The following is a 20591-nucleotide window of genomic DNA, read 5'->3' as shown; positions in this document are numbered from 1 at the left end:
AATCGATTCAGCATAGATCAGCTCACTGATTCACCGAAACCGGCTCCGTAACCCTTGACGCACTTCACTCACGGAGCTAACTTCACCGCAATTTCATTGAAACAATTCACTCGGGAGTCTCATGGACAACCCCGACAGCCCTGACAACCCCGATCCGAACCCCGCGACTCCGGTCCTGGCGCTGGAGGGAGTGAGCAAGTCCTTCGGCGCTGTCCGCGCTCTGCGTTCGGTGTCGCTTCAGCTGTACGCCGGCGAGGCGCACGCGCTGGCCGGTGAGAACGGGGCCGGCAAGTCCACGCTGATCAAGGTGCTGGCCGGTGTGCACCGGCCGGAGGAGGGTTCGGTGCTGCTGGACGGGGTGCCGGTCGAGTTCGGCGGGCCGGCCGCCGCGCGGGACGCCGGTGTGGCCGTCATCTACCAGGAACCCACGCTGTTCCCCGACTTGAGCGTGGCGGAGAACATCTTCATGGGGCGCCAGCCCACGCGCTCGTTCGGACGGGTCGACCACCGCGCGGTGCGCGAAGCGGTGGCGGCGTTGTTCGCCCGGCTCGGAGTCGCGATGGACCCCGAGCGGCCCGCGCGCGGGCTGTCCATCGCCGACCAGCAGTTGGTGGAGATCGCCAAGGCGCTGTCCTTCGACGCCCGGGTGCTCATCATGGACGAGCCGACCGCCGCGCTGACCGGCAGCGAGGTGGCCCGGCTGTTCACGGTGGTGCGGGCGCTGCGGGAGCAGGGCGCGGCGGTCCTGTTCATCTCGCACCGCCTGTCGGAGATCTTCGAACTCTGCCAGCGGGTCACCACGCTGCGGGACGGCGCGCTGGTCGCCGCCGAACCGCTGGCCGGCCTGACCGAGGCCGATCTGGTTCGGCGGATGGTCGGCCGGACGCTGGACGAGCTCTACCCCAAGCAGGAGAGCGCGGTCGGCGAGGTGGCCCTCGATGTCAGCAGGCTGACCCGCGAGGGGGTCTTCACCGACGTCTCCTTCCAGGTCCGCTCCGGCGAGATCGTGGGCCTGGCCGGCCTGGTCGGCGCCGGACGCAGCGAGGTGGCGCGCGCCGTGTTCGGCATCGACCGCTTCGACGCCGGCCACGTCGCCGTCGGCGGACGCCGTCTGAAGCCCGGCTCGCCGAGCCTGGCGATGGCCGCCGGGCTGGCCCTGGTGCCGGAGGATCGGCGGGCACAGGGCCTGATCATGCAGATGAGCGTGGAGCGCAACATCGGCCTGGCGGATCTGAAGGCCTCGACGAACGCCGGACTGGTGAGCCGGCGCGCCGAGCGTGACCGCGCGGTCGACTGGGCGGCCAAGCTCCAGGTGAAGTACGCGCGCCTGTCGGATCTGGTGGGCACGCTGTCCGGGGGCAACCAGCAGAAGGTGGTCCTGGCCAAGTGGTTGGCGACCGGGCCGCGGGTGCTGATCGTCGACGAGCCCACCCGCGGGATCGACGTCGGCACCAAGGCCGAGGTGCACCGGCTGCTCTCGCAGCTGGCGGCGGACGGTGTCGCGGTGCTGATGATCTCATCGGATCTGCCGGAGATCCTGGGCATGGCCGACCGCGTGCTGGTGATGCGTGAGGGCCGGATCAGCGCCGAGATCTCCCGCGAGGGGGCCACGGAACAGAGCGTGATGGCGGCGGCCACCGGCGCGGCGGCGGCAGTCGGGGGTGCACGGTGACGGCGTCCACGACTGCCGCGACCGAGCAGCCGGTGCTGACGGCCACGGCACCGCGGGCCCTGCTCGACAGGGTGCTGCGAATGCGCGAGCTGGCGATCCTGGTGGTGCTGGCCGTGATGCTGGTGGCGACACAGGTCGACAACACCTCGTTCCTGTCCGAGCAGGGCATCAAGGATCTGCTGCTGAACGCGACGATCCTGGTGCTGGTGGCGGTCGGCGAGGCGGTCGTGGTGATCACCGGCAACGTGGATCTGTCGGTGGGCTCGGTGCTGGGCGTCACCGCGTTCGCGGCCGGCGATCTGCTGCGGCACGGCGGGAATCCGGTCTTGGCGGTCGGGCTGGCGGTCGTCCTGGGAGCGGGCTTCGGCGCGTTCAACGGGGCGCTCGTGGGCCTGGGCCAGGTGCCCTCGCTGGTGGTCACGCTGGGAACGCTCTACATCATCCGCGCTCTGGACTCGATCTGGGTCGGCTCGCGGGAGATCACGGCCAGCCGGTTGCCGAGCGGGTTCAAGAGCTTCGGGCACGACGGGATCTGGGCGGTGCCGTATCTGGCGGTGCTGGCGGCGGTCGTGCTGATCGCGGTCGGGTACTTCCTGGCGAACTACCGCGGCGGCCGGGAGTGCTACGCGCTGGGTTCGCACGCGCAGGCCGCGGCGCTGGCCGGGGTTCCGGTGCGGCGGCGGGTCTGGGGCGCGTTCGTCCTGTGCGGGGCGCTCGCGGGACTGGCCGGGGCGCTGTACCTGGCGCGCTTCGGGTACGCCGACGCCGGGACCGGCAGCGGGTACGAGCTCACGGTGGTCTCGGCCGTGGTGGTCGGCGGTGTCGGCTTCACCGGGGGTCGGGGGAGCGTGTACGGCGCGGCGCTGGGCGCGCTGCTGCTCACCTCCATCAACAGCGTCCTGCCCGCGATCGGCGTGAGCTCGGTGTGGGTCGAGGCGATCGACGGGATCCTGCTGCTCCTGGCCATCTCGGTGGACCGGATCGTGGCGCTGCGGATCGCCGGGCTGCTGCGCAGCCGGGCCCGACAGGCGAGGACCATCGCTGATGGCTGATACCACCGACACGACCGCCGTTCTGGGGGGTCACCGGGTTCACCGGCCGACGCTGATCGGCGGACTGCGCTGGGACACGGTCGTCGGCGCACTGCTGGTGATCCTGCTCGCGATCTCGTTCAGCACCGTCGGCGGCTTCGGCAACGCGCTGAACATCAGCTTCCTGATCGGCAACACCCTGCCGGTCGCGGCGATCGCGCTGCCGATGACGATGCTGGTGGCCGCCGGGGAGATCGACCTGTCGGTGGGCTCCACGGTGGGCCTGTCCGGGGCGGTGATGGGCGCGCTGTGGAACCACGGCATGAACATCAACGCGATCATCGTGGTCTGCGCGGTGCTCGGCGTGGTCTGCGGCCTGGTCAACGCCCTGCTGGTGACCAAACTGGGGCTGCCCTCGCTGGCGGTCACGATCGGCACGATGGCGCTGTACCGGGGCGTGGCGCAGATCGTGCTCGGGTCGAACTCGGTCACCGATTTCCCGCAGAACTACCTGGATTTCGGCTCGGGCCGCCTGGCCGGCTCGTTCCTGCCGACCGCCGTGCTGCCCTGGCTGGTGCTGGCCGTCGCGGCGGCCGTGGTGCTGCACGCCACCGGTTTCGGCCGCTCGGTGTTCGCCGTCGGCGCCTCGGCCGAGGCCGCCTGGTTCGCCGGGGTGCGGGTCAGGCGGGTGAAGCTGTCGCTGTTCGTGGCCACCGGCCTGGTGTCCTCGCTCACCGGCGTGTTCTGGGTGCTGCATTACGCCAGCGCCACGTACAGCAACGCCACCGGTCTGGAGCTGTCGGTCGTGGCCGCGGTCCTGCTCGGCGGCGTGGACTTCGACGGCGGCCGCGGCACCCTGGGCGGTGCGATCGCCGGGGTCTTCCTGCTCGGCACGCTGCAGAACGTGATGAGTCTGGCCGACGTCTCGGCGCAGTCCCAGACGATCGTCACGGGCGTGCTGCTGACCGTCTCCGTCCTCGGGCCGCGCGTGGCCCGGCAGATGTCGCCATCGATCCGATGAGGGAAAGCGATGAGGGGAAAGCCATGAGCACAGGCACAAGAATCGCGGCCCTGGCCGCCGGCAGTCTTCTGGCGCTGAGTCTGAGCGCGTGCGGCGGGGCCACCAAGAGCTCCACCGACAAGGCGGCGTCCACCGCTCCGGCCGCCGGGCAGTCCGGCGCGGCCGATCCGAACGCCGCGACGAAGAAGGGCCTGACCGTCGGCTTCCTGCCCAAGCAGGTCAACAACGCCTATTTCACCATCTCCGACGCCGGCGGCGACACCGCGCTGAGCGCGCTCGGCGAGAGCTACAAGGAGGTCGGCACCACCAGCGCCACCGACACCGCCGGACAGGTGTCGTACGTCAATACCCTGATGCAGCAGCACGTGTCGGCGATCGCGGTGTCGGCGCAGGATCCCGGCGCGCTGTGCACGGCGTTGAAGCAGGCGATGAGCGCGGGCATCAAGGTCGTCACCTACGACTCGGACACCGACCCCGGCTGCCGGCAGGTGTTCGTGTCCCAGGCCAGTTCCGAGGACCTGGGCCGCAGCGAGGTGGACCTGCTGGGCAAGGAGCTGAACTACACCGGGCAGATCGCGATCCTGTCGGCGGCGCAGACCGCGACGAACCAGAACGCGTGGATCGGCTACATGCAGGACGAGCTGAAGAAGCCGCAGTTCGCGAACATGAAGCTGGTGAAGATCGCCTACGGCAACGACGACGCGCAGATGTCGTTCCAGCAGACGCAGGGACTGCTGCAGCAGTACCCGGATCTGAAGGGGATCATCTCCCCGACCACGGTCGGGATCAAGGCTGCCGCGCAGTATCTGGACGGCTCGCAGTACAAGGGCAAGGTACTGCTGACCGGCCTGGGCACGCCGAACGACATGCGCTCCTACGTCCAGGACGGCACGGTCAAGGCCTTCGAGCTGTGGGACCCGGGCAAACTCGGCCAGCTCGCCGCGTACACCGCCGTGGCCCTGGCCTCCGGACAGATCTCCGGCGCGCAGGGACAGAGCTTCACCGCCGGATCGCTGGGCAGCTTCACGGTCGGGGCGCAGGGGGTGGTCACGCTCGGCGCGCCGACTGTGTTCGACTCCTCGAACATCAGCCAGTTCAACTTCTAGCGGCCGGCCGCCGCCGGGGCTGCGCGAGCGGCCCGGCGCGCGGCGCGCGGCGCGGCGGCGGGCCGTCAGCTGTGCAGCGTGACGACGTAGCCGTCGGGGTCGGCGAACGCGAAGGTTCGGCCGAAGGGGCCGTCGAAGGGTTCGGTCACGATCGGCACGCCGTGCTCGACCAGGCCGGCGTGGATCTTGTCGACGTCCTCGGCCTTGAGCCACAGGGCCACGCCCCAGCCGAGCTTGTCGGTGGCGTCCAGGTCGACGAGGGGTTCGCGCACCGCGAACGGGATCGGCTGGGTGTCGAACACCACTCCGTGAGGCGGGGAGACGGCTGCGCGGGTGAGGCCCAGCCGCTCCTCGTAGAAGCGTGCGGACGCCTCCAGGTCGTGTACCTGCAGGGCGATGAACGACGGTCCGACGGCAGCCATGGCGGCACCTCTCCTTAGATGTCAGGAAACCTGATATCCAGGGTAGGCCCGCCGCTCGAACAATGCAAGGTAACCTGATAACCATGAGCGGCTCAGAACGGCACAAGACCACCGTCGACCGGCCCGGCTGGCTGATCAAGAAGGCCCAGGCAGCGCTCCACGCCCACATGACCCGGGCGCTCCACGAGCACGGCGTCACCCTCACGCAGTTCGCCGTGCTCACCGCCCTGGCCGAGGAACCGGGCCTGTCCAACGCCGACCTGGCCCGGCGCGCGTTCATCACGCCGCAGAGCATGAACGAGACGCTGCGCGACCTGGAGCAGCGAGCGTGGGTCACGCGCAGCCGCCATCCGACGCACGGACGGATCCTGCGGATCGAACTCACCGACGCCGGACGCGCGACCCTTCAGGCCTGCGAGGAGACGGTGACGGTCATCGAACAGCGCATGCTCGCCGATCTCGATGCCGGCCAGCGCCGCCAACTCGCTTCGGCACTGCGCAGCTGTATCGCCGCCTTGAACCCTTGAACCCTTGAACCCGGCGCAGTCGGACACACCCGGAGGGCCCTGACAAGCGTCGAGCCCCGTCTCGGCGAGAGACGGGGCTCGACGGGCTTCTGCCCGGGCTACGAACCGGGCGCCGGCGGCCGTGAGCGCCCTGCGAAGCCCTCCGCCGATCGGGCGTGCGGCAGCCGCCACAAGGCGGCGGCCCGGTCGCGCTGGTCGTCGGTCAGCAGGGTGCCGGCCTTCTCGGCGGCGAACTCGCGGACGAGGGCGTGCAGCGCGTAGCGGCGGTGCCGGGGCGATTGGAGCAGGTTCAGGTCGACCAGGCGTTCCAAGATGTCCTCGGCTTCGGCCGCCGAACTGCCGAGCAGGGACGCCGCGACTGGAAGGCCCAGTTCTGGTCCGCGCCACAAACCGAGAAGACACAAAGCGGTCGCAGAGGTCTCGCCGAGTGCGGTGAACCCGGCCTCCAGGCCCGCCCGCACATCGTGGTCGGCGAATCTGAGCTCGTCGAGGAGCGCGGAACCGGCAGCGTTCGCCAAGCGGGCGGCCAGATCGGCGATCCTCCATCCGGGCCGCGCGGCGAGCCGGCCTCCGGCGGCTCGGATGGCCAGCGGCAGTCCGGCGCAAGCGGCCAGAACCTGCTCGGCCGCCTCGGGTTCGGCGGCGGTCCGATGGGTCCCGACCATCTGCTCCAGCAGCATCCGCGATTCATCGTGTGCCAGAGGACTGATAGAGAGCCGCACCGCCCCGGCGACGCCGACGTGCCGGTCCCGCGTCGTCACCAGCAGCACGCAGCCCGGCGAGGCCGGGATCAGCGGCGCCATCTGCCGCACGTCGTGGACGTCGTCGAGCACCACCAGCACCCGCCGCACGGCCAGCAGGCTCCGGTACAGCGCCGCACGCTCCATGGCCGACCCCGGCAGGTCGGCCGGGGCTATGCCGAGCAGGCGCAGGAACGCGGCCAGCACCTCGAACGGCTGCGCCGGCTCGGCCGAGGTGCCGCGCATGTCCGCGTAGAGCTGGCCGCCGGGGAAGCGGCCGGCCAGCCGGTGGGCCGCGTGGAGCGCCAGGGCGGTCTTGCCGACGCCGGCCATGCCGTCGACGACCACGGCGTTCGGGCCCTTCGGGTCGCCGAGCGCCTCGGTGACGCGGCGCAGGGGTTCCTCGCGGCCGGTGAAGTCGGCGGTGTCCCACGGCAGCGTGTGCGGGGTGGGCCAGGCCACGTATCCGGATCCGGTGCCCGGTTCCTCGTGCTGCTCCTGCGCGGCCGCGCCGAGGCCGGTGTCCATCGCCAGGATCCGCTGATGCAGCGCGCGCAACTCGGGGCTCGGCTCCATCCCCAGGTCGCGCACCAGCACGGTCCGCAGCAGCCGGTACACCCGCAACGCCTCGACCCGGCGGTCGGCGGCGGCCAGCGCCGCCATCAGCAGCGCGTAGGCGGGCTCGCGGTGCGGGTGGTCGGCGGCCAGGCGGCGCAGCGCCGCCGCGGCGTCGGACGCGCGCCCCAGCTCGATGTCCGCGCGGGCCCGCAGCTCGATCGCCTCCACCCGCATCTCGGCCCAGGCCGCGGCCTCCTCCAGGTGCAGCAGCTCCGAGGGCACGTCGGCCAGGGGTTCGCCGCGCCACAGCGACAGCGCCTCGGCGGCGTGGCGGGCCGCCGAGCGCCAGTCGCCGGCGTCGGCGGCCTGCTGGCCGGCCTGGTAGCGGGCCACGAAGATCCGGGTGTCCAGCTCGACGGCCGGGTCGAGCAGGAGGCGGTAGCCGGGCGCGACGGTCTCCAGGCGGGCTGCCTCGGAGCCCAGGCAGCGGCGCAGCCGCATGACGTGGCTGCGCAGGGTCGTGACGGCGCCGTCGGGCGGATCGGCGCCCCAGACCGCGTCCACCAGCCCGTCCACGCTGACCACCCGGTTGGCCTGGCACAGCAGCGCGGCCAGCAGCGCCCTGGTCCGGGCCGACGGCAGCGGGACCGGTTCCCCGTCCAGCCGGATGTCCACCGGACCCAGCAGTCCGAACCAAACGGTAGAGCCCACCCCCGTGCCCCTTCCCCCCAAACCCTTGTTCAACAGGTATTCAACACCAAACCGCGAGACTGGCGCGGTCATATGTCGACGCGGGCGCCTGACGCTCGCTGTCCACGACACTCGGGGGAGGTGAAGAGTGACGAACGTGATCGTGGTGTGCGCCTGCCGCACCCCCGCCGGTCGTCACCAGCTCACCCGCGAGGCCCCTGGGGCCTCGTCGTCGATCTCACACCGGAGCCACACACGAGCGGGATTCCCGTTGCCCGGCACCGGATCCGTCTTCTACAGCGTCGGCGGGTGGGCCCGGGACTGAACCCTCACCCTCTCGTCAACGCAGTTCACATCACTCGGGGAGTTGTTTTTCCACCATGTCCCACGCCGCAAAGAAGCGCTCGAAGATACTGGCCGTCGGCACCATACCGATGGCCACGGCCGTCATCGCGGCCGTCGGCATGTCGTCCGCGCAGGCCCAGAGCAACGACACGACCAACAACGGCCAGACCGACTCGCTCGGCCGGGTCGCGGTCGCCGGGACCCAGCCCGACTGGGCGACCCCGGCCACCGAGAAGGCCGCCGTGCCGGCCACGCAGACCATCAGCACCCGGGTGTACCTGGCCGGCCAGAACCAGGGCGAGCTGGCGGCGCTGGCGCAGGAGGTCGCCGACCCGAACAGCGACCAGTACCACAAGTACCTGAGTCCCTCGCAGGTGCAGTCCGAGTTCGGCGCCACCGCGGCGCAGGTCAAGACGGTCACCGACTGGGCCAAGAGCGCCGGCCTGACGATCAAGAACGTCGCCGACAGCTACGTCGACCTGCAGGGCTCGGCCGAGGTGGTCCAGGCCGCCTTCGGCACCACGCTGGCCAACTACACCGCGCCCGACGGCCAGGCGCACTACGCGCCGGCCACGGCCGCCCGGGTCCCGGCCGCCGTCGCCCACGCCATCACCGGCATCTCCGGGCTCTACGACGCGCCGAAGATCAACACCCCCGGCGCCGTGCAGTCCCCGGCCGCCGCCACGCACCCGGCCTCGACCAGCTTCGACACCTCGTGGTGCTCGACGTCGTGGGGCTCCAAGAGCTACGACGGCATCCCGGCGCCGCTCTGCGGCTACGACTCCGCGCAGCTGCGCGGCGCCTACGGCGTGGCCAGCTCCGGCCTGACCGGCAAGGGCGCGACCGTGGCGATCGTGGACGCCTACGCCAGCCCGACCATGGCGCAGGACGAGACGACGTACAACAACCAGTTCCACCAGCAGCAGTTCCGCCCGGGCCAGTACCGCGAGGTCACCGACACCGCGGCGTACAACAACCAGGCCGCCTGCGACCCGTCGAAGTGGTCGGAGGAGGAGAGCCTGGACGTCGAGGCCGTGCACAACATGGCCCCGGACGCCAACGTCGTCTACGTGGGCGCGGCCTCCTGCGAGGACAACGACCTGATGGCGGCCTACGAGTACGTGGTCAACACGCACGCCGCCGACGTCGTGTCGGTCTCCATCGGCGGCCTGATGCACACCAAGGGCTGGAACCAGGACACGGCCACCACCGCCGCCTTCGACCGCATCTTCATGAAGGGCGCGCTGGAGGGCATCGGCTTCAACTTCTCCACCGGCGACTGCGGCGACGACAACCCGGCCAACGCGACCACCGGCTTCAACTGCTCCCCGGACTCGGCCGGCAAGCAGACCGAGTTCCCGGCCAGCTCGCCGTGGGTCACCGCGGTCGGCGGCACGGCGCTGAAGGTCGACGCGAACAACAACTACGGGGGCGAGGAGGCCTGGGGCGACTACGAGACCCCCGCGGGCGACCCCCACAACCTGCAGCCCGGGCAGTTCACCGGCGGTGGCGGCGGCGGTACCTCCACCGACATCCCGCAGCCCTTCTACCAGCGGCCCGTGGTCCCGGCGAGCCTGTCGCAGACCGCCCCGAACGGCGCGCACCTGAACACCCCGATGCGCACCGTCCCGGACGTCGCGATGGACGCCGACCCGCTGACCGGCATGGCGCTGTTCCACACCGTCAACGGCCAGCCGGACTGGACCCCGATGGGCGGCACCTCGCTGGCCGCGCCGCTGTTCGCCGCCGAGACGGCGCTGCAGATGCAGGCGCACGGCGGGACGGCGCCGGGCTTCGAGAACCCGACGATCTACGCGAACGCCGGCAAGTTCCGGGACGTCACCGCGAACGACAACATGGCCACGATCATCCCCGAGGGCTGGAACGGCACCACGCTGACCAAGGCCCAGGAGGAGATCATGGGCCACGACACGTCGCTGCGCGCCGGCGCCGGCTACGACGAGGCCACCGGCGTGGGCTCCCCGACCCTGGCGTACCTGCAGGCCGGGTACGACGCCAACCGCGTGGGCCGCATCGCCGGCAACGACCGGTACCAGACCGGCATCCAGATCTCGCAGCAGCAGTACCCGAACCCCGGCACGGCCGCCAACGTGGTGCTGGCCGTGGGCACCAACTTCCCGGACGCGCTGTCCGGCGCCCCGCTGGCCAAGAAGGTGGGCGGGCCGCTGCTGCTGACCCCGGGCACCACGGTCGACTCGCAGGTCGTCGCCGAGATCCACCGGGTCCTCAAGCCCGGCGGCAAGGTCTACGTCCTGGGCGGCACCGGCGCCATCAGCCAGACCGTGGTCAACGGCCTGGGCCTGCCGGCCAGCCAGATCAGCCGCATCGGCGGCGTGGACCGCTACGCCACCTCGCTGCAGATCGCCACGGCCATGGGCCACCCGGACCACGTCGTCCTGGCCACCGGCACCGGCTTCGCCGACGCCCTGTCCGCCGGCCCGCTCGCGGGCAACACCTTCGCCGACAACGGCAACCCGGCGGCGATCCTGCTCACCAACGACAAGGTCATGAACCCGCAGGTGGCGGCCTACGCCCACGGCGCTAAGGCCGTCGCCGCGGTCGGCGCCCAGGCCGTCGCCGCGGCGGCGAACGCCCACGTCCCGCTCACCAAGGGCTTCGCCGGCTTCGACCGCTACGACACCGCCGCCCGCGTGGCCGCCACCTTCACCGGCGAGCACATCGCGGGCGTGGCCACCGGCCTGAACTTCGCCGACGCCCTCACCGGCGCCGCGCAGCTCGCCGAGGCCGACGGCCCGCTGGTCCTGACCAACGTCACCAACCTGCCCTCCTTCTCGGCCAACGCCCTGCACGGCATCGGCGCCTCCCTGGGCGGCGCGGGCCTGATCGAGATCTTCGGCGGCCCGGTGGCCATCAACCAGGCCACCGAGTACGCGATCGCCGCCGCGGCCGGGGCGATCGCCGAGGGCTGATACACGGCGGTGACCCGGTTCTGAGTCCGCGCCCCGCCTGCTGTGGCAGGCGGGGCGCGGACTTCTGCATGAACCGGGCCGGGATTGAGCACGTACCGGTTGGGCGGATCGGCCGCCGTTGATCGCAGACCCAGATCGTGGACCCAGATCTCAGACCTCTGCCTAAGGAGCCGCGCATGGAACCGGACGCCACCGCCACGAACGCCGCCACCCCGGACGCCTGCCCCATGCACCGCCTGGACCCGCTGGGCGGCAGCCCGCACGCACAGAACGCGCGCTGGCTGGCCCAGGGCCCGACGCTGCGCGTGGTGATGCCCGGGGACGTCCCCGGCGCGATGGTGCTCGGGCACGCGGCGCTGAAGGAGTTCCTGGCCTCCCCCGACGTCTCGAAGAACCCTGCGAACTTCGCCGAGTACCAGCAGGGCCGGGTCCCCGACGGGTGGCCGCTGTCCGGGTTCACGCTGCCGCGCAGCATGCTGACCTCCGACGCCGCCGAGCACCGGCGGCTGCGGGCGGTCATCGGGAACACGTTCACGCGCGGGCGTATCAAGGCTCTGCGGCCCGCGGTCGAGGCGCTGGTCGAGCGGCTCCTGGAGGAGATGGCGCAGACCGCTTCCGACTCCCCGGACGGGGTGGTCGACCTGCGCTCGCACTTCGCGGTCCCGCTGCCGCTGGAGGTGATCTGCGAACTGCTGGGCATCCCGGCGGCCGAGCGCGCCCGGCTGCACGAGATCGCGACCCTGATGGTCGACACCGACGTCGAGCCCGCCCGCGTGATCGCCGCGAGCCAGGAGATGATCGCGATCCTCGCCGCCATCGTCGCCGAGCGCACCCGGCAACCGCGGCAGGACCTGCTCAGCGAGATGATCGCCCGCACCGAGGACCCGGAGCAGCTGAGCGTGGAGGAGCTGACCGCGACCCTGCGCAGCCTGTTCATCGCCGGCCACGAGACCACCATGGGACTGGTGATGAACGCGGTGCGGGCACTGTGCACGCACCGGGAGGAACTGGAGGCGGTCCGCCAGGGCAAGGCGAGCTGGCCGGCGGTGATCGAGGAGACCCTGCGCTGGGACGACCCGGTGAGCTACTTCCCGATGCGCTACCCGATGAAGGACATGGACATCGCAGGGCACTGCATCGAGGCGGGCACGGCAGTCCTGGCGGGCTACTCGGCGGCGGGGCGCGACCCGGCGGCGTACGGCCCGGACGCGGACCGCTTCGACGTGCGGCGGGAGGAGCGGGTGGAACTGCTGGCGTTCGGGTACGGGCCGCACTACTGCCCGGGCGCACCGCTGGCTCGGATGGAGGCGGAGATCGCGTTGGCGCGGTTGTTCGAGCGGTTCCCGGAGCTGGATGTGGCGGTCAGCGAGGCGGAGCTGGAGTTCTCACATACGTTTGTGGGGAACGTCGTGGTCGCACTGCCGGTGCGGCTCGGGGCTGATCGGGGGTAAAAGGTTCAGGCCTCTGATTTGGGTACGGCTGATTCGGGCATCGCCGCCAACGCCGGCTCGACGAGGTCCATGAACTCGTCGGCGACGGCGATCACGACGTGGGGCTCGATCTCCGCCAGGAGCTCCAGCGGCTTGGTCCAGCGGCTCAGCACGAGCGCCTCGGCGACAAGCCTGCGGGTATCGGCCGGGCTTGTCTGGGTGGCGACGGCGAGAAGGGACTGGGCCTTGGTGTCGACGTCGGCGACCGAATCCGCGAGGTACTCCGCTTCGTCCTGCCTCCCCACAGCCGCCATGGCCCGGGCCAGAGTGGGGATCGTGTCACGGATCAGCCGCGGATTCGGTGCCGGGCCGGCGAGATCGACCGCGGTGCGCACAACATCGGCCGCCTGCTCCGGCCTGTCCGCCGCCATCAGCGCACGGGCCAGGTCACTCAGAGCATTGATCCTCGCGATCGATTGCATCTGAGCGTAGGCGAGCACTCCGCCGGCCGCTGCCTCTCCTGGCCGGGTGATCGTGGGCACGAGCGGTTCCGCGCGTTCCAGCTGGCCCGCCGCGAGCAGTGACTGGACCAGCGCTCCCCGCGCCATGGCCTGCTCGCCGGGGTCGGAGGTCGAACCGGCCGCGGCCTGCGCGCCGTCGAGGTCCCCGATCGCCACCAGGACGCGGACGAAGCTGGTCAGCGCCGACTGGTCCCGCTGGATCGCGCGCTCGAGGATCACGGCGGCATCGGCACGCCGCAGCACGGACGGCGCCCGGTCCTGCTCGCCGAGCAGATCGAGGATGTCGGCGATCTTGGCCAGGGTGTGGATCACCTGCTCCGGAGCGGCGATCAGGTCGGTGACGGAGCGAACGCGGTCGAAGTTCCGAGCGGCGGTGACCGCTCGCGCGGCAAGTCCGAGCAACAGGTCCCGGTCATCTTCGTCCTGGGCCATCCGCGCCATGGCCGTGACATGGAAGGCGATCTTCGGAACCCGGCGCCCGGAATCCGTTCTGGCCAGAGCCAGCCCGACTTCCGTCAGAGTCCGGGCACGCCGGTGCAGATCGACGGCGGTCTCGGCAAGTCGCCCCACCTCTTCGGCGAGGCGGGCCGCACGATCCCGGTCTCCGAACTCCTCCCACAGCAGCGCTATGATCGCCAGCCCGCGAGCCTGCCGGCGCATGGCTGCCTCGGGCCCGGAGCGGACAAGCGCCTCGGCGCGCTCGAGAACGGCGCACGCCTGACGGACGTCGCCCGATCGCTGCAAACCCCCGGCGATGGCGATCAGCGCGTTCTCGGCCCAGCCCACCGCGTCGCCCCAGCCTGCTGCGCCGTCCTCGGCACAAGCCAGGGTCTCGGCGCGCGCGAACACCCTCAAGGCACGATCGAAGTCGCCGAAGCCCGCCAGCGCTCGGGCCACGTCCGCCAGGGTCCACATGCGTTCGTACCGGTCGGTGATCGCCTCGGCCGTGGCCTCGAAATGATCGACGAGGGCACGCCCCCGGTCGGTGTCCCCGAGGCCTTCCATGGCGCGCGCCAGACGGGCCAGGACCCATCCGTTGCCGGCCTCTCCCCCGCTGACGAGGGCCCGGACAGCGGTCTCCGCCTGGCGGAGCGTCGCCAGCGCCTCGTCGCGCTTCCCGATACGTCCCAGTGCTTCGGCCACGTTGGAGACGACGGACACGTATTGGGCCACGGAAAGGTTCTCGTGCCACCTGCCGGTCACTGACTCGATGGCGTCCACCGCGACCGAAGCGGCGGCCAGTGCGCGCTCGTGCTGCCCCGCGGTTTCCAGGTCGAGCGCGAGCGTCGCGAGGGTGTGCCTGCGGCCGTACGACTGCGTGCTCGCCTGCATGACCAGACTCTCGGCTTCCCCCAGGACTGTCAGGGCACGATGATGGTCGCCGTTCTCCCGCAGAGCCTGCGCGAGCTGCATCAGCAGATACGCGTGATCGGGACCGTCCTGCCCTCCCGCGCGGACCACGGTCTCGGCGACGGCGAGCGCCGATGACGCCTCGCGGCCGGCACCGGCCTGCCGCAGGATCGGGACGAGGACGAACAACATCGACACCGGAATCGACGGGTCGACGGTGGAGGACAGGTCGTGGAACACGGCCGTGACCGACGCGACGGCGTCATCGGCGACCGTCCGCGCACGGTCGTGCTGTCCGGCCGCGACCAGGATCCCGGCCACGTCACTCAGCGCCCTGACCCGGTCAAGTCTCTCGGGCAGGGAGCGCGCCATGGCCTCGGCCCGAGACAACTGACCGAGCTTGGCCCACAGACCGGGCAGGCTCGAAGGGAGAAGCCGGTTGCGATCGCTGAGGGTGCCCCGGTGCATCGCGAGCCGGGTCATGGCCAGCAGGTCCGGGTCGGCGCGCAGCTTCAGGGCGTCCAGCGAGGCGGATATCTCGACGAGCGCCGCGCTGTCGCCGCCGGTGACGGTCCGCAGACGCTCGTGGCGATGGCGATCAGCGGCGCAATCGGCCGCCCTGCCGAGGTCGCCCTCCGCCATCAGCATCCGGTGATAGCCGTCGAGCAGGTACTCGGGCGTCTCTGCGGGCCACTGGCCGGTGCGGTAGCCCTCGGCCCAGCGGTGGACCTTGGCACGGTACTCGGCGATGTGCCTGGAGCCCAGGGCCTTGGTGGCGATGACCCGGAGTTCTTCGTGGCCGAGGATGTAGACCGGATCGGCGTCCGGGTTCCAGCGAGCCGGACGCAGGCTGAAGCTGCGGGCCGCGGAGGTCTTCAGCCTCCAGGTGACCTCGTATTCCTTGGTGCCGGTGAGCTCGGCGAGGTCTCGGGCACTCAAGCCGCCGCCGGCCGCCAGAAGCAGGCCGAGCAGGTCCTGGCCGAACGGTGTGCCGGCCAGCAGCTGATGCAGTTCGCGCTCCATGGCGGTGCGCATGCCGCCGGCGTGCTCCGAGGGCGCCAGGGGCCGCAGGATGCGTGCCTCGCGCAGGGGGTGGTGGTCTGGGACGTCGAGGGGGAGCGGGGGGTTCGGGCGGCTCGCCACCACGATGCGGCAGCCGGCGGGTGGGGACGGCGGAAGGAGGCCGGCGATGCTGTGGCCGGCGGGGCCATCGATGCCGCGGTCCTCGTCGAGGCCGTCGACGACCAGCAGGAGGCGTTCGCCGTTGTCCTGGCAGAGGTGGGCGGCGTCGCGCAGGAGGCGCAGGAGGTTGCTGTAGCGGGTCGTGTCGGTCAGGGAGGTCGGCAGTTGCTCGCCGAGGAGGTGCGCCAGTTGGTCGGCCACGGCGTCGGTGAATGCCGCCCGGTCGTTCTGGGCGCCCCAGCGGGCCGTCACGAAGAAGGACACGATGCGGGTGCGGGGTGGCGGGTTCAGGACGAGCCAGGACAGCAGGGCCGACTTGCCCGACCAGGCGTCGGCGCGCCACCAGGTGTAAGGGCCCTGGGTCGGGTCCGGTTCGGCGCAGAAGCGGGCCAGGTCGGCCAGTTCGGGCTCGCGGTCGTGCAGGACGGCGGGGGCGATCTGGCGGACCTGCTCCAGGTACGGCGCCGGGGTCGCGGCCAGTGCGCGCATGGTGGCCGGCGGACGGTCGCGGATCGCCTCGCGGGCGTCGCGGCACAGCAGGGCGCGGTCGACGTCGGCGGCGACCGGGGCGTACTTCGCGGCCAGGCTTTCGAGGCGGTCCCGGAGTGAGCTCGCGGCGTCGGAGGTCGCCGTGCGCGACCAGGGGGTGAGTTGGTCGATCAGGGCGCCGGTCCAGTCGGTCTCGTCCGGCGGCTCGACGCGCGGCATGAGAACGTCCAGCCGGGTCAGCAGGCGCCAGCTGACCGCCTCGGCGGCGGACGGGGAGGCGTCCCGGCCGAGCGTCGTCAGGGCGGCGGTGACCAGTGCGAGCAGGTGCCCCAGCCGTTCGACCACCGCGCGTTCGAAGCACTCCGGGGTGCGGACCAGGCGGAAGAAGCCGTCGGCGGTCGCCTGCGATCGGGCGTGGGCGGCCAGCGTCGCCACCTGCTTCGCGGCAGGCTGCCATCCGCCGACGCACACGGCGAGGCGAGTCTCAGGGTCCTGTGGTGAGGCTACGGCGAGAAGGTCCTGGACGAACGTCCTGACCAGCTTCTCCGTAGCCTGATCGCTGGCCTGGAAGCTCGGCGCGCGCCGGACCGCGACGGCCAGGCGCAGCGGGTCTGCGCCGTCGTCGCGGACGGCGCAGATCAGCAGGTCGTCGACGGCGTGCTCGGGTCCCTGCTGAAAGGCGACGCGGGTCACGCGGCGTCCGTCGAGCTCGGGGGCGGTCGTGCCGGTCAGCAGCCGGGCCAGGTAGAGGGCCGCGACCCGGCGTTCCAGGGTCACCCCTCCCCCGCCGGAGGCGTACGGGCTGCCACCGCGCTTCACAGTGGCCACTTTAGAACGAATCAGCTCGACGGATCAGGCCGACGAATCAGTCCACTGTCGCGTGTGCAGACCGAGGTACCGAGCCGTCAGGTCATCAGGCGGATCGGGCTGCCGGCCTGGAAGGCGGCGATGTCGGCGACGGCGTCCTGGTAGAAGGTCGTGTAGAGCTCGCGGGACACGTACCCGATGTGCGGAGTGAGCAGCGCGTTCGGCAGTGTCCTGAGCGGGTGGTCGGCGGGGAGCGGCTCGGCGTCGTAGACGTCGATCGCGGCCCTGCCGATCTGCTTGTCCCGCAGGGCCTCGACGAGGGCGGCCTCCTCGATGATCGGGCCGCGCGAGGTGTTGACCAGGATCGCCGAGTCCTTCATCGCGGCGAGCTCGGCGGCGCCGACCAGGCCGCGGGAGCGCTGGCTGAGCACGAGGTGGATGCTGAGCACGTCGCTGCCGGCGAACAGCTCCTCCTTCGTCACCGCCCGGACGCCGTGCTCGGCGGCCTTCTCGGCGGTCAGGTTCTGGCTCCAGGCGATCGTCTCCATGCCGAACGCCTGGCCGATCCGCGCCACCGCGGAGCCGATCCTCCCCAGGCCCAGCAGGCCCAGGGTCTTGCCGTGCAGCCCGGTGCCCAGCCCCACCTGCCAGCCGCCGGCGCGCATCGAGGCCGTCTCCTCGGGCAGGTTCCGGGCCGCGGCCAGGATCAGGGCCCAGGTGAGCTCGATGGTGGGCGTCGGGGAGTATCCGGTCCCGCACACCGTGACGCCCAGCCGCCGGGCCGCGTCCAGGTCGATGGCGGCGTTGCGCGGGCCGGTGCTGACCAGCAGGCGCAGATCGCCCAGCTGCTCCAGGACCTCGGCCGGGAAGCGGGTGCGCTCGCGCATCGCGACGATCACGTCGAAGCCGGCCAGGGCGCGGACGGCTTCGGCGGAGTCGGCGAAGGGGGCGGTGAACACGGTGGTCTCGGCGTCCAGGGACGGCCAGTCGGCCAGCGTCAGGGCGACGTTCTGGTAATCGTCGAGGACGGCGATCTTCGTGGGGGTAGGCACGTCTGAAAGCCTCTCATGCGGCCCTCAAGCAGCGTACGGTGCTGACAGCCGTGGTCCGCACGGGCCGCTATGATCGCTACGGTCGCCAGGGGGTGGGGCCATGTCCAACGACCGCAGCCAGACCGAGCTGTGGGACCGGTGCCAGAGCACTGTCGAACAGCTCGACCTGCCGGATCCGTTCGACGCCGAGGTGTTCATCGGCGTACTGGCCCGGGAACGCGGCCGGCCGATCGGGCTGCTGCCGACCACCGCCCGCCCCGACGCGCCGTGCGGGCTGGTCATCACCACGCGCAACGCCGACTGGATCGTCTACTGCTCGGACACCAACGGGCTGCACCGTCAGCACATCCTGCTGCACGAGGCCGCGCACATCCTGTGCGGGCACACCGAGCGCGGCGACGACGACATGATGGCCGCCGCGGCGCGCAGGCTGATGCCGCATCTGCCGGCCGAACTGGTTCGCAGTGTCCTGGGCCGCACCGTCTACAGCGAGCCCGACGAACGCGAGGCCGAACTCGTCGCGTCGCTGATCCTGCAACGCGTCGCCCGGCGCGACCGGCACCGGTCCCGCACGACCGACCGCGCCTCCACCCTCGACGCGCTGTTCGCCGTCTTCGAGGGCTGACTGTGACCGACTTCGAGGGCTGACCGTGTCCGATCTCGCCGCGTACCTGGCGGCCGCCGCACTGCTGACGTTCTCGGTGTACCGCCTGAGCACCGACCGGCGCGGCGGCCCGAACCAGGTGCAGCGCTATGGGTACTGCCTGATGATCTGCCTGGCGGCGGCCATGGCGATGCTCGCGCCCGCGACGCCGCGCCTGATGGCCGACGCGGGGGTGGACCAGGTCGCGGTGATCCTGCTCGGCGACAGCGTCCGCACCGCGGCCATCAGCGTTCTGATGTTCCTGGCCTGCGCCGTCGCCGGGCGTCCGGCGCGCGGCCTGCCGGTCGTGGCCGCCGCCGTGGGCCAGGCCGCCGGAATCACGCTGTTCCTCGCCGCGCGCCCCGCGATCGGCCCGGACGACGCGCTGGTCGTCCACGGCGCGGGCCGGTGGCTGCTGGCCGGGCACGACCTGGTCTTCGCCGGGTACGCGGCCTGGTCGCTGGCCGCCGCCACCGCCGCCTTCGCCCGCGAGGCGCGCCGCGCGGGCCCGGGACCGGTGCGGACCGGGATCCGGCTGTCGCTGGCGGCACTGGCGGTGGGCATGGTGTGGACGGCGTGGACCGTCGACGACGTCGTCCACGTGCTGCGCACCGGGATCCAGGACGGCAGCGAGGACCTGGTGTCGAACGCGCTCGGCGCACTGTGCGCGGCCTTCATCGTCGCGGCGACGCTGGTCGCCAAGTGGCATGCCGGATACGCCGCGGTCCGGGACCGGGTTCACACCTACCTGGTCTACCGGCGGCTCACGCCGCTGTGGGAGGCCATCCGCACCGAGCTGCCGCAGATCGCGCTCGAGGACGATCGGCGGCTGCTGTTCAGCGGACGGTCGCTGGACTTCGCCCTGTACCGGCGGGTCATCGAGATCCACGACGGCCGGCTCGCGCTGCGCCCGTACGCGCCGGAGCACGAGCCGGGGCGGGGGCGGGGGCCGGACACAGCGCCCGAGGCCGACCGCGGGGCCGATCGCGTTGTTCGCAAGGCCGAACGCGAGGCCTACCGCAGGGCCGATCGCGGGGCTGATCGCGGGGCCGAGCCCGACACCGATCGCGAGGCGTTCGCCGAGGCCGCGTCCATCGCCGCCGCGCTGGAGAACCGGCGGGCCGGACGGGTCGGCGCGCCCGGTGCGCCGGTCCGGCACACCGAGGCCGCCCGGACCGTGGCGGTGGAGGCCGCGTGGCTGGCGGAGGTCGCCGCCGCGTTCACACGAGTTCGCAAGAGCTCTGATTTTCCATCGTCCAGGCCGCGCACGAGAAGTGGGAGCTGACCGCTCGCCCCGTCACACCACCGTCGCGGCCCTGACTTATGTGTGGGTGGGTGTGGCTGGTTGCGGTTTGTTCGTGGGCCGATAGTCACAGGCGTTTCTTGACGGCTTCGCGCATGGTTGGCGGGATCCGCTGGTGGCGCGGGTCGGTGGTGGCGCTGGTTTCGCGGGGCGGCGGTGGTGTGGGCAGGCGGTCGGCTCTACTGCGAAGGTCAAGGGCAACAGTCAAAGGGCGACAGTCAAGGGCGCCTCCGGCGGCGCCTACGCGGCGAGCGGCCTCGCTCCGGGGAGTGGGGGTCGCGTAGTCGGGCGGCGGTCGTTGCTTGTGGTCGCCTTTGTCCCGGATTCCCCGTCGCTTCGTCGCCCGGAGGGAACCATCCCGGCCTGGGCGGTGTCAAGCCGGATCACTGTTGCTGGCCACCGGTTCCGTCCGGCTGGACACCGCCCAGTCCGGGATGGTTGTGCAAGCACCGCCGAAGCGACGGGGAATCCGGGACAACCCCCGCCTGTGGGAACGGTTCCCGCACCACACGCACACACCGCCTGGCCGCCGCTGTGCCTCACGGAGTGGACCCGGTCCACACCACAGACCGGGGTTGTCCCGGATTCCCCGTCGCTTCGGCGGGCGAAGCCAAGCAGGCCGGGCCGGTGGTGTCAAGTCTCTGATACTCGACCAACAGCTGGGCGATCCGACTTGATACCACCGGACCGGTCTGCTTCCGTAAGGCGACGATGCGACGGGGAATCCGGGACGAAGGCGACCACAAGCAAC

13 protein-coding genes are annotated in these 20591 nt (G+C 71.5%); 9 read left to right on the top strand and 4 right to left on the bottom strand.

Annotation, left to right across the window (positions count from 1 at the left end; genetic code table 11):
* Nucleotides 1-121 precede the first annotated feature (121 nt).
* Genes ABIA35_RS42900 through rhaS form a run of 4 tightly spaced genes read left to right on the top strand, consistent with a single transcriptional unit; the run spans nt 122 to nt 4830 of the window.
* Entirely contained in the window at nt 122-1672 is a 1551-nt protein-coding gene (locus ABIA35_RS42900; RefSeq protein WP_370361844.1) for a sugar ABC transporter ATP-binding protein, read from the top strand.
* A 32-nt stretch (nt 1673-1704) separates the two neighbouring features.
* Nucleotides 1705-2724: an ABC transporter permease gene (locus ABIA35_RS42895; RefSeq protein WP_370361875.1), complete on the top strand. Its 1020-nt coding sequence runs from the start codon at nt 1705-1707 to the stop codon at nt 2722-2724.
* Nucleotides 2717-3724: an ABC transporter permease gene (locus tag ABIA35_RS42890; protein ID WP_370344418.1), complete on the top strand. Its 1008-nt coding sequence runs from the start codon at nt 2717-2719 to the stop codon at nt 3722-3724. The genes ABIA35_RS42895 and ABIA35_RS42890 overlap by 8 nt, the downstream gene beginning before the upstream one ends.
* Nucleotides 3725-3747: 23 nt before the next feature.
* Nucleotides 3748-4830, top strand: coding sequence for a rhamnose ABC transporter substrate-binding protein (gene rhaS, locus ABIA35_RS42885; protein ID WP_370361843.1), 1083 nt, complete (start codon nt 3748-3750; stop codon nt 4828-4830).
* Between the two features lie 65 nt (nt 4831-4895).
* Here the strand turns inward: rhaS and ABIA35_RS42880 are convergent, their stop codons facing one another.
* Complete coding sequence (locus tag ABIA35_RS42880) at nt 4896-5252, bottom strand: VOC family protein (RefSeq protein ID WP_370361842.1); 357 nt, start codon at nt 5250-5252, stop codon at nt 4896-4898.
* 83 nt (nt 5253-5335) lie between these two features.
* Here ABIA35_RS42880 and ABIA35_RS42875 point away from each other — a divergent pair, with 83 nt between their 5' ends.
* Nucleotides 5336-5779, top strand: coding sequence for a MarR family winged helix-turn-helix transcriptional regulator (locus ABIA35_RS42875; protein WP_370361841.1), 444 nt, complete (start codon nt 5336-5338; stop codon nt 5777-5779).
* Nucleotides 5780-5877: 98 nt separating this feature from the next.
* Here ABIA35_RS42875 and ABIA35_RS42870 read toward each other — a convergent pair whose 3' ends face one another.
* On the bottom strand, nt 5878-7788 hold the full coding sequence (locus ABIA35_RS42870; protein WP_370361840.1) for a BTAD domain-containing putative transcriptional regulator: 1911 nt from the start codon (nt 7786-7788) through the stop codon (nt 5878-5880).
* 359 nt (nt 7789-8147) lie between these two features.
* Between ABIA35_RS42870 and ABIA35_RS42865 the strand changes: the two genes are divergently transcribed.
* Both ABIA35_RS42865 and ABIA35_RS42860 read left to right on the top strand, forming a co-directional pair.
* Nucleotides 8148-11063 carry a cell wall-binding repeat-containing protein gene (locus tag ABIA35_RS42865; RefSeq protein WP_370361839.1) on the top strand — a complete coding sequence of 972 codons (2916 nt, stop codon included), beginning with the start codon at nt 8148-8150 and terminating at the stop codon, nt 11061-11063.
* A 176-nt stretch (nt 11064-11239) separates the two neighbouring features.
* On the top strand, nt 11240-12514 hold the full coding sequence (locus ABIA35_RS42860; RefSeq protein WP_370361838.1) for a cytochrome P450: 1275 nt from the start codon (nt 11240-11242) through the stop codon (nt 12512-12514).
* A gap of 5 nt (nt 12515-12519) precedes the next feature.
* On the opposite strand, the gene ABIA35_RS42855 is transcribed toward ABIA35_RS42860, so the two are convergent.
* Nucleotides 12520-16854, bottom strand: coding sequence for a hypothetical protein (locus ABIA35_RS42855; protein ID WP_370361837.1), 4335 nt, complete (start codon nt 16852-16854; stop codon nt 12520-12522).
* Nucleotides 16855-16940: 86 nt separating this feature from the next.
* Nucleotides 16941-17894, bottom strand: a complete 954-nt coding sequence (locus ABIA35_RS42850; RefSeq protein ID WP_370361836.1) for a D-2-hydroxyacid dehydrogenase family protein — start codon at nt 17892-17894, stop codon at nt 16941-16943.
* Nucleotides 17895-17994: 100 nt separating this feature from the next.
* Between ABIA35_RS42850 and ABIA35_RS42845 the strand changes: the two genes are divergently transcribed.
* Both ABIA35_RS42845 and ABIA35_RS42840 read left to right on the top strand, forming a co-directional pair.
* Nucleotides 17995-18519: a hypothetical protein gene (locus tag ABIA35_RS42845; RefSeq protein WP_370361835.1), complete on the top strand. Its 525-nt coding sequence runs from the start codon at nt 17995-17997 to the stop codon at nt 18517-18519.
* Nucleotides 18520-18544: 25 nt separating this feature from the next.
* On the top strand, nt 18545-19822 hold the full coding sequence (locus ABIA35_RS42840) for an MAB_1171c family putative transporter (RefSeq protein WP_370361834.1): 1278 nt from the start codon (nt 18545-18547) through the stop codon (nt 19820-19822).
* Nucleotides 19823-20591: the final 769 nt, after the last annotated feature.

The organism is Catenulispora sp. MAP12-49, from assembly GCF_041262705.1.
Classification (GTDB): domain Bacteria; phylum Actinomycetota; class Actinomycetes; order Streptomycetales; family Catenulisporaceae; genus Catenulispora.
Note: the sequence above shows the minus strand (reverse complement) of the source record. Positions and strands in the feature narration are given on the sequence as shown.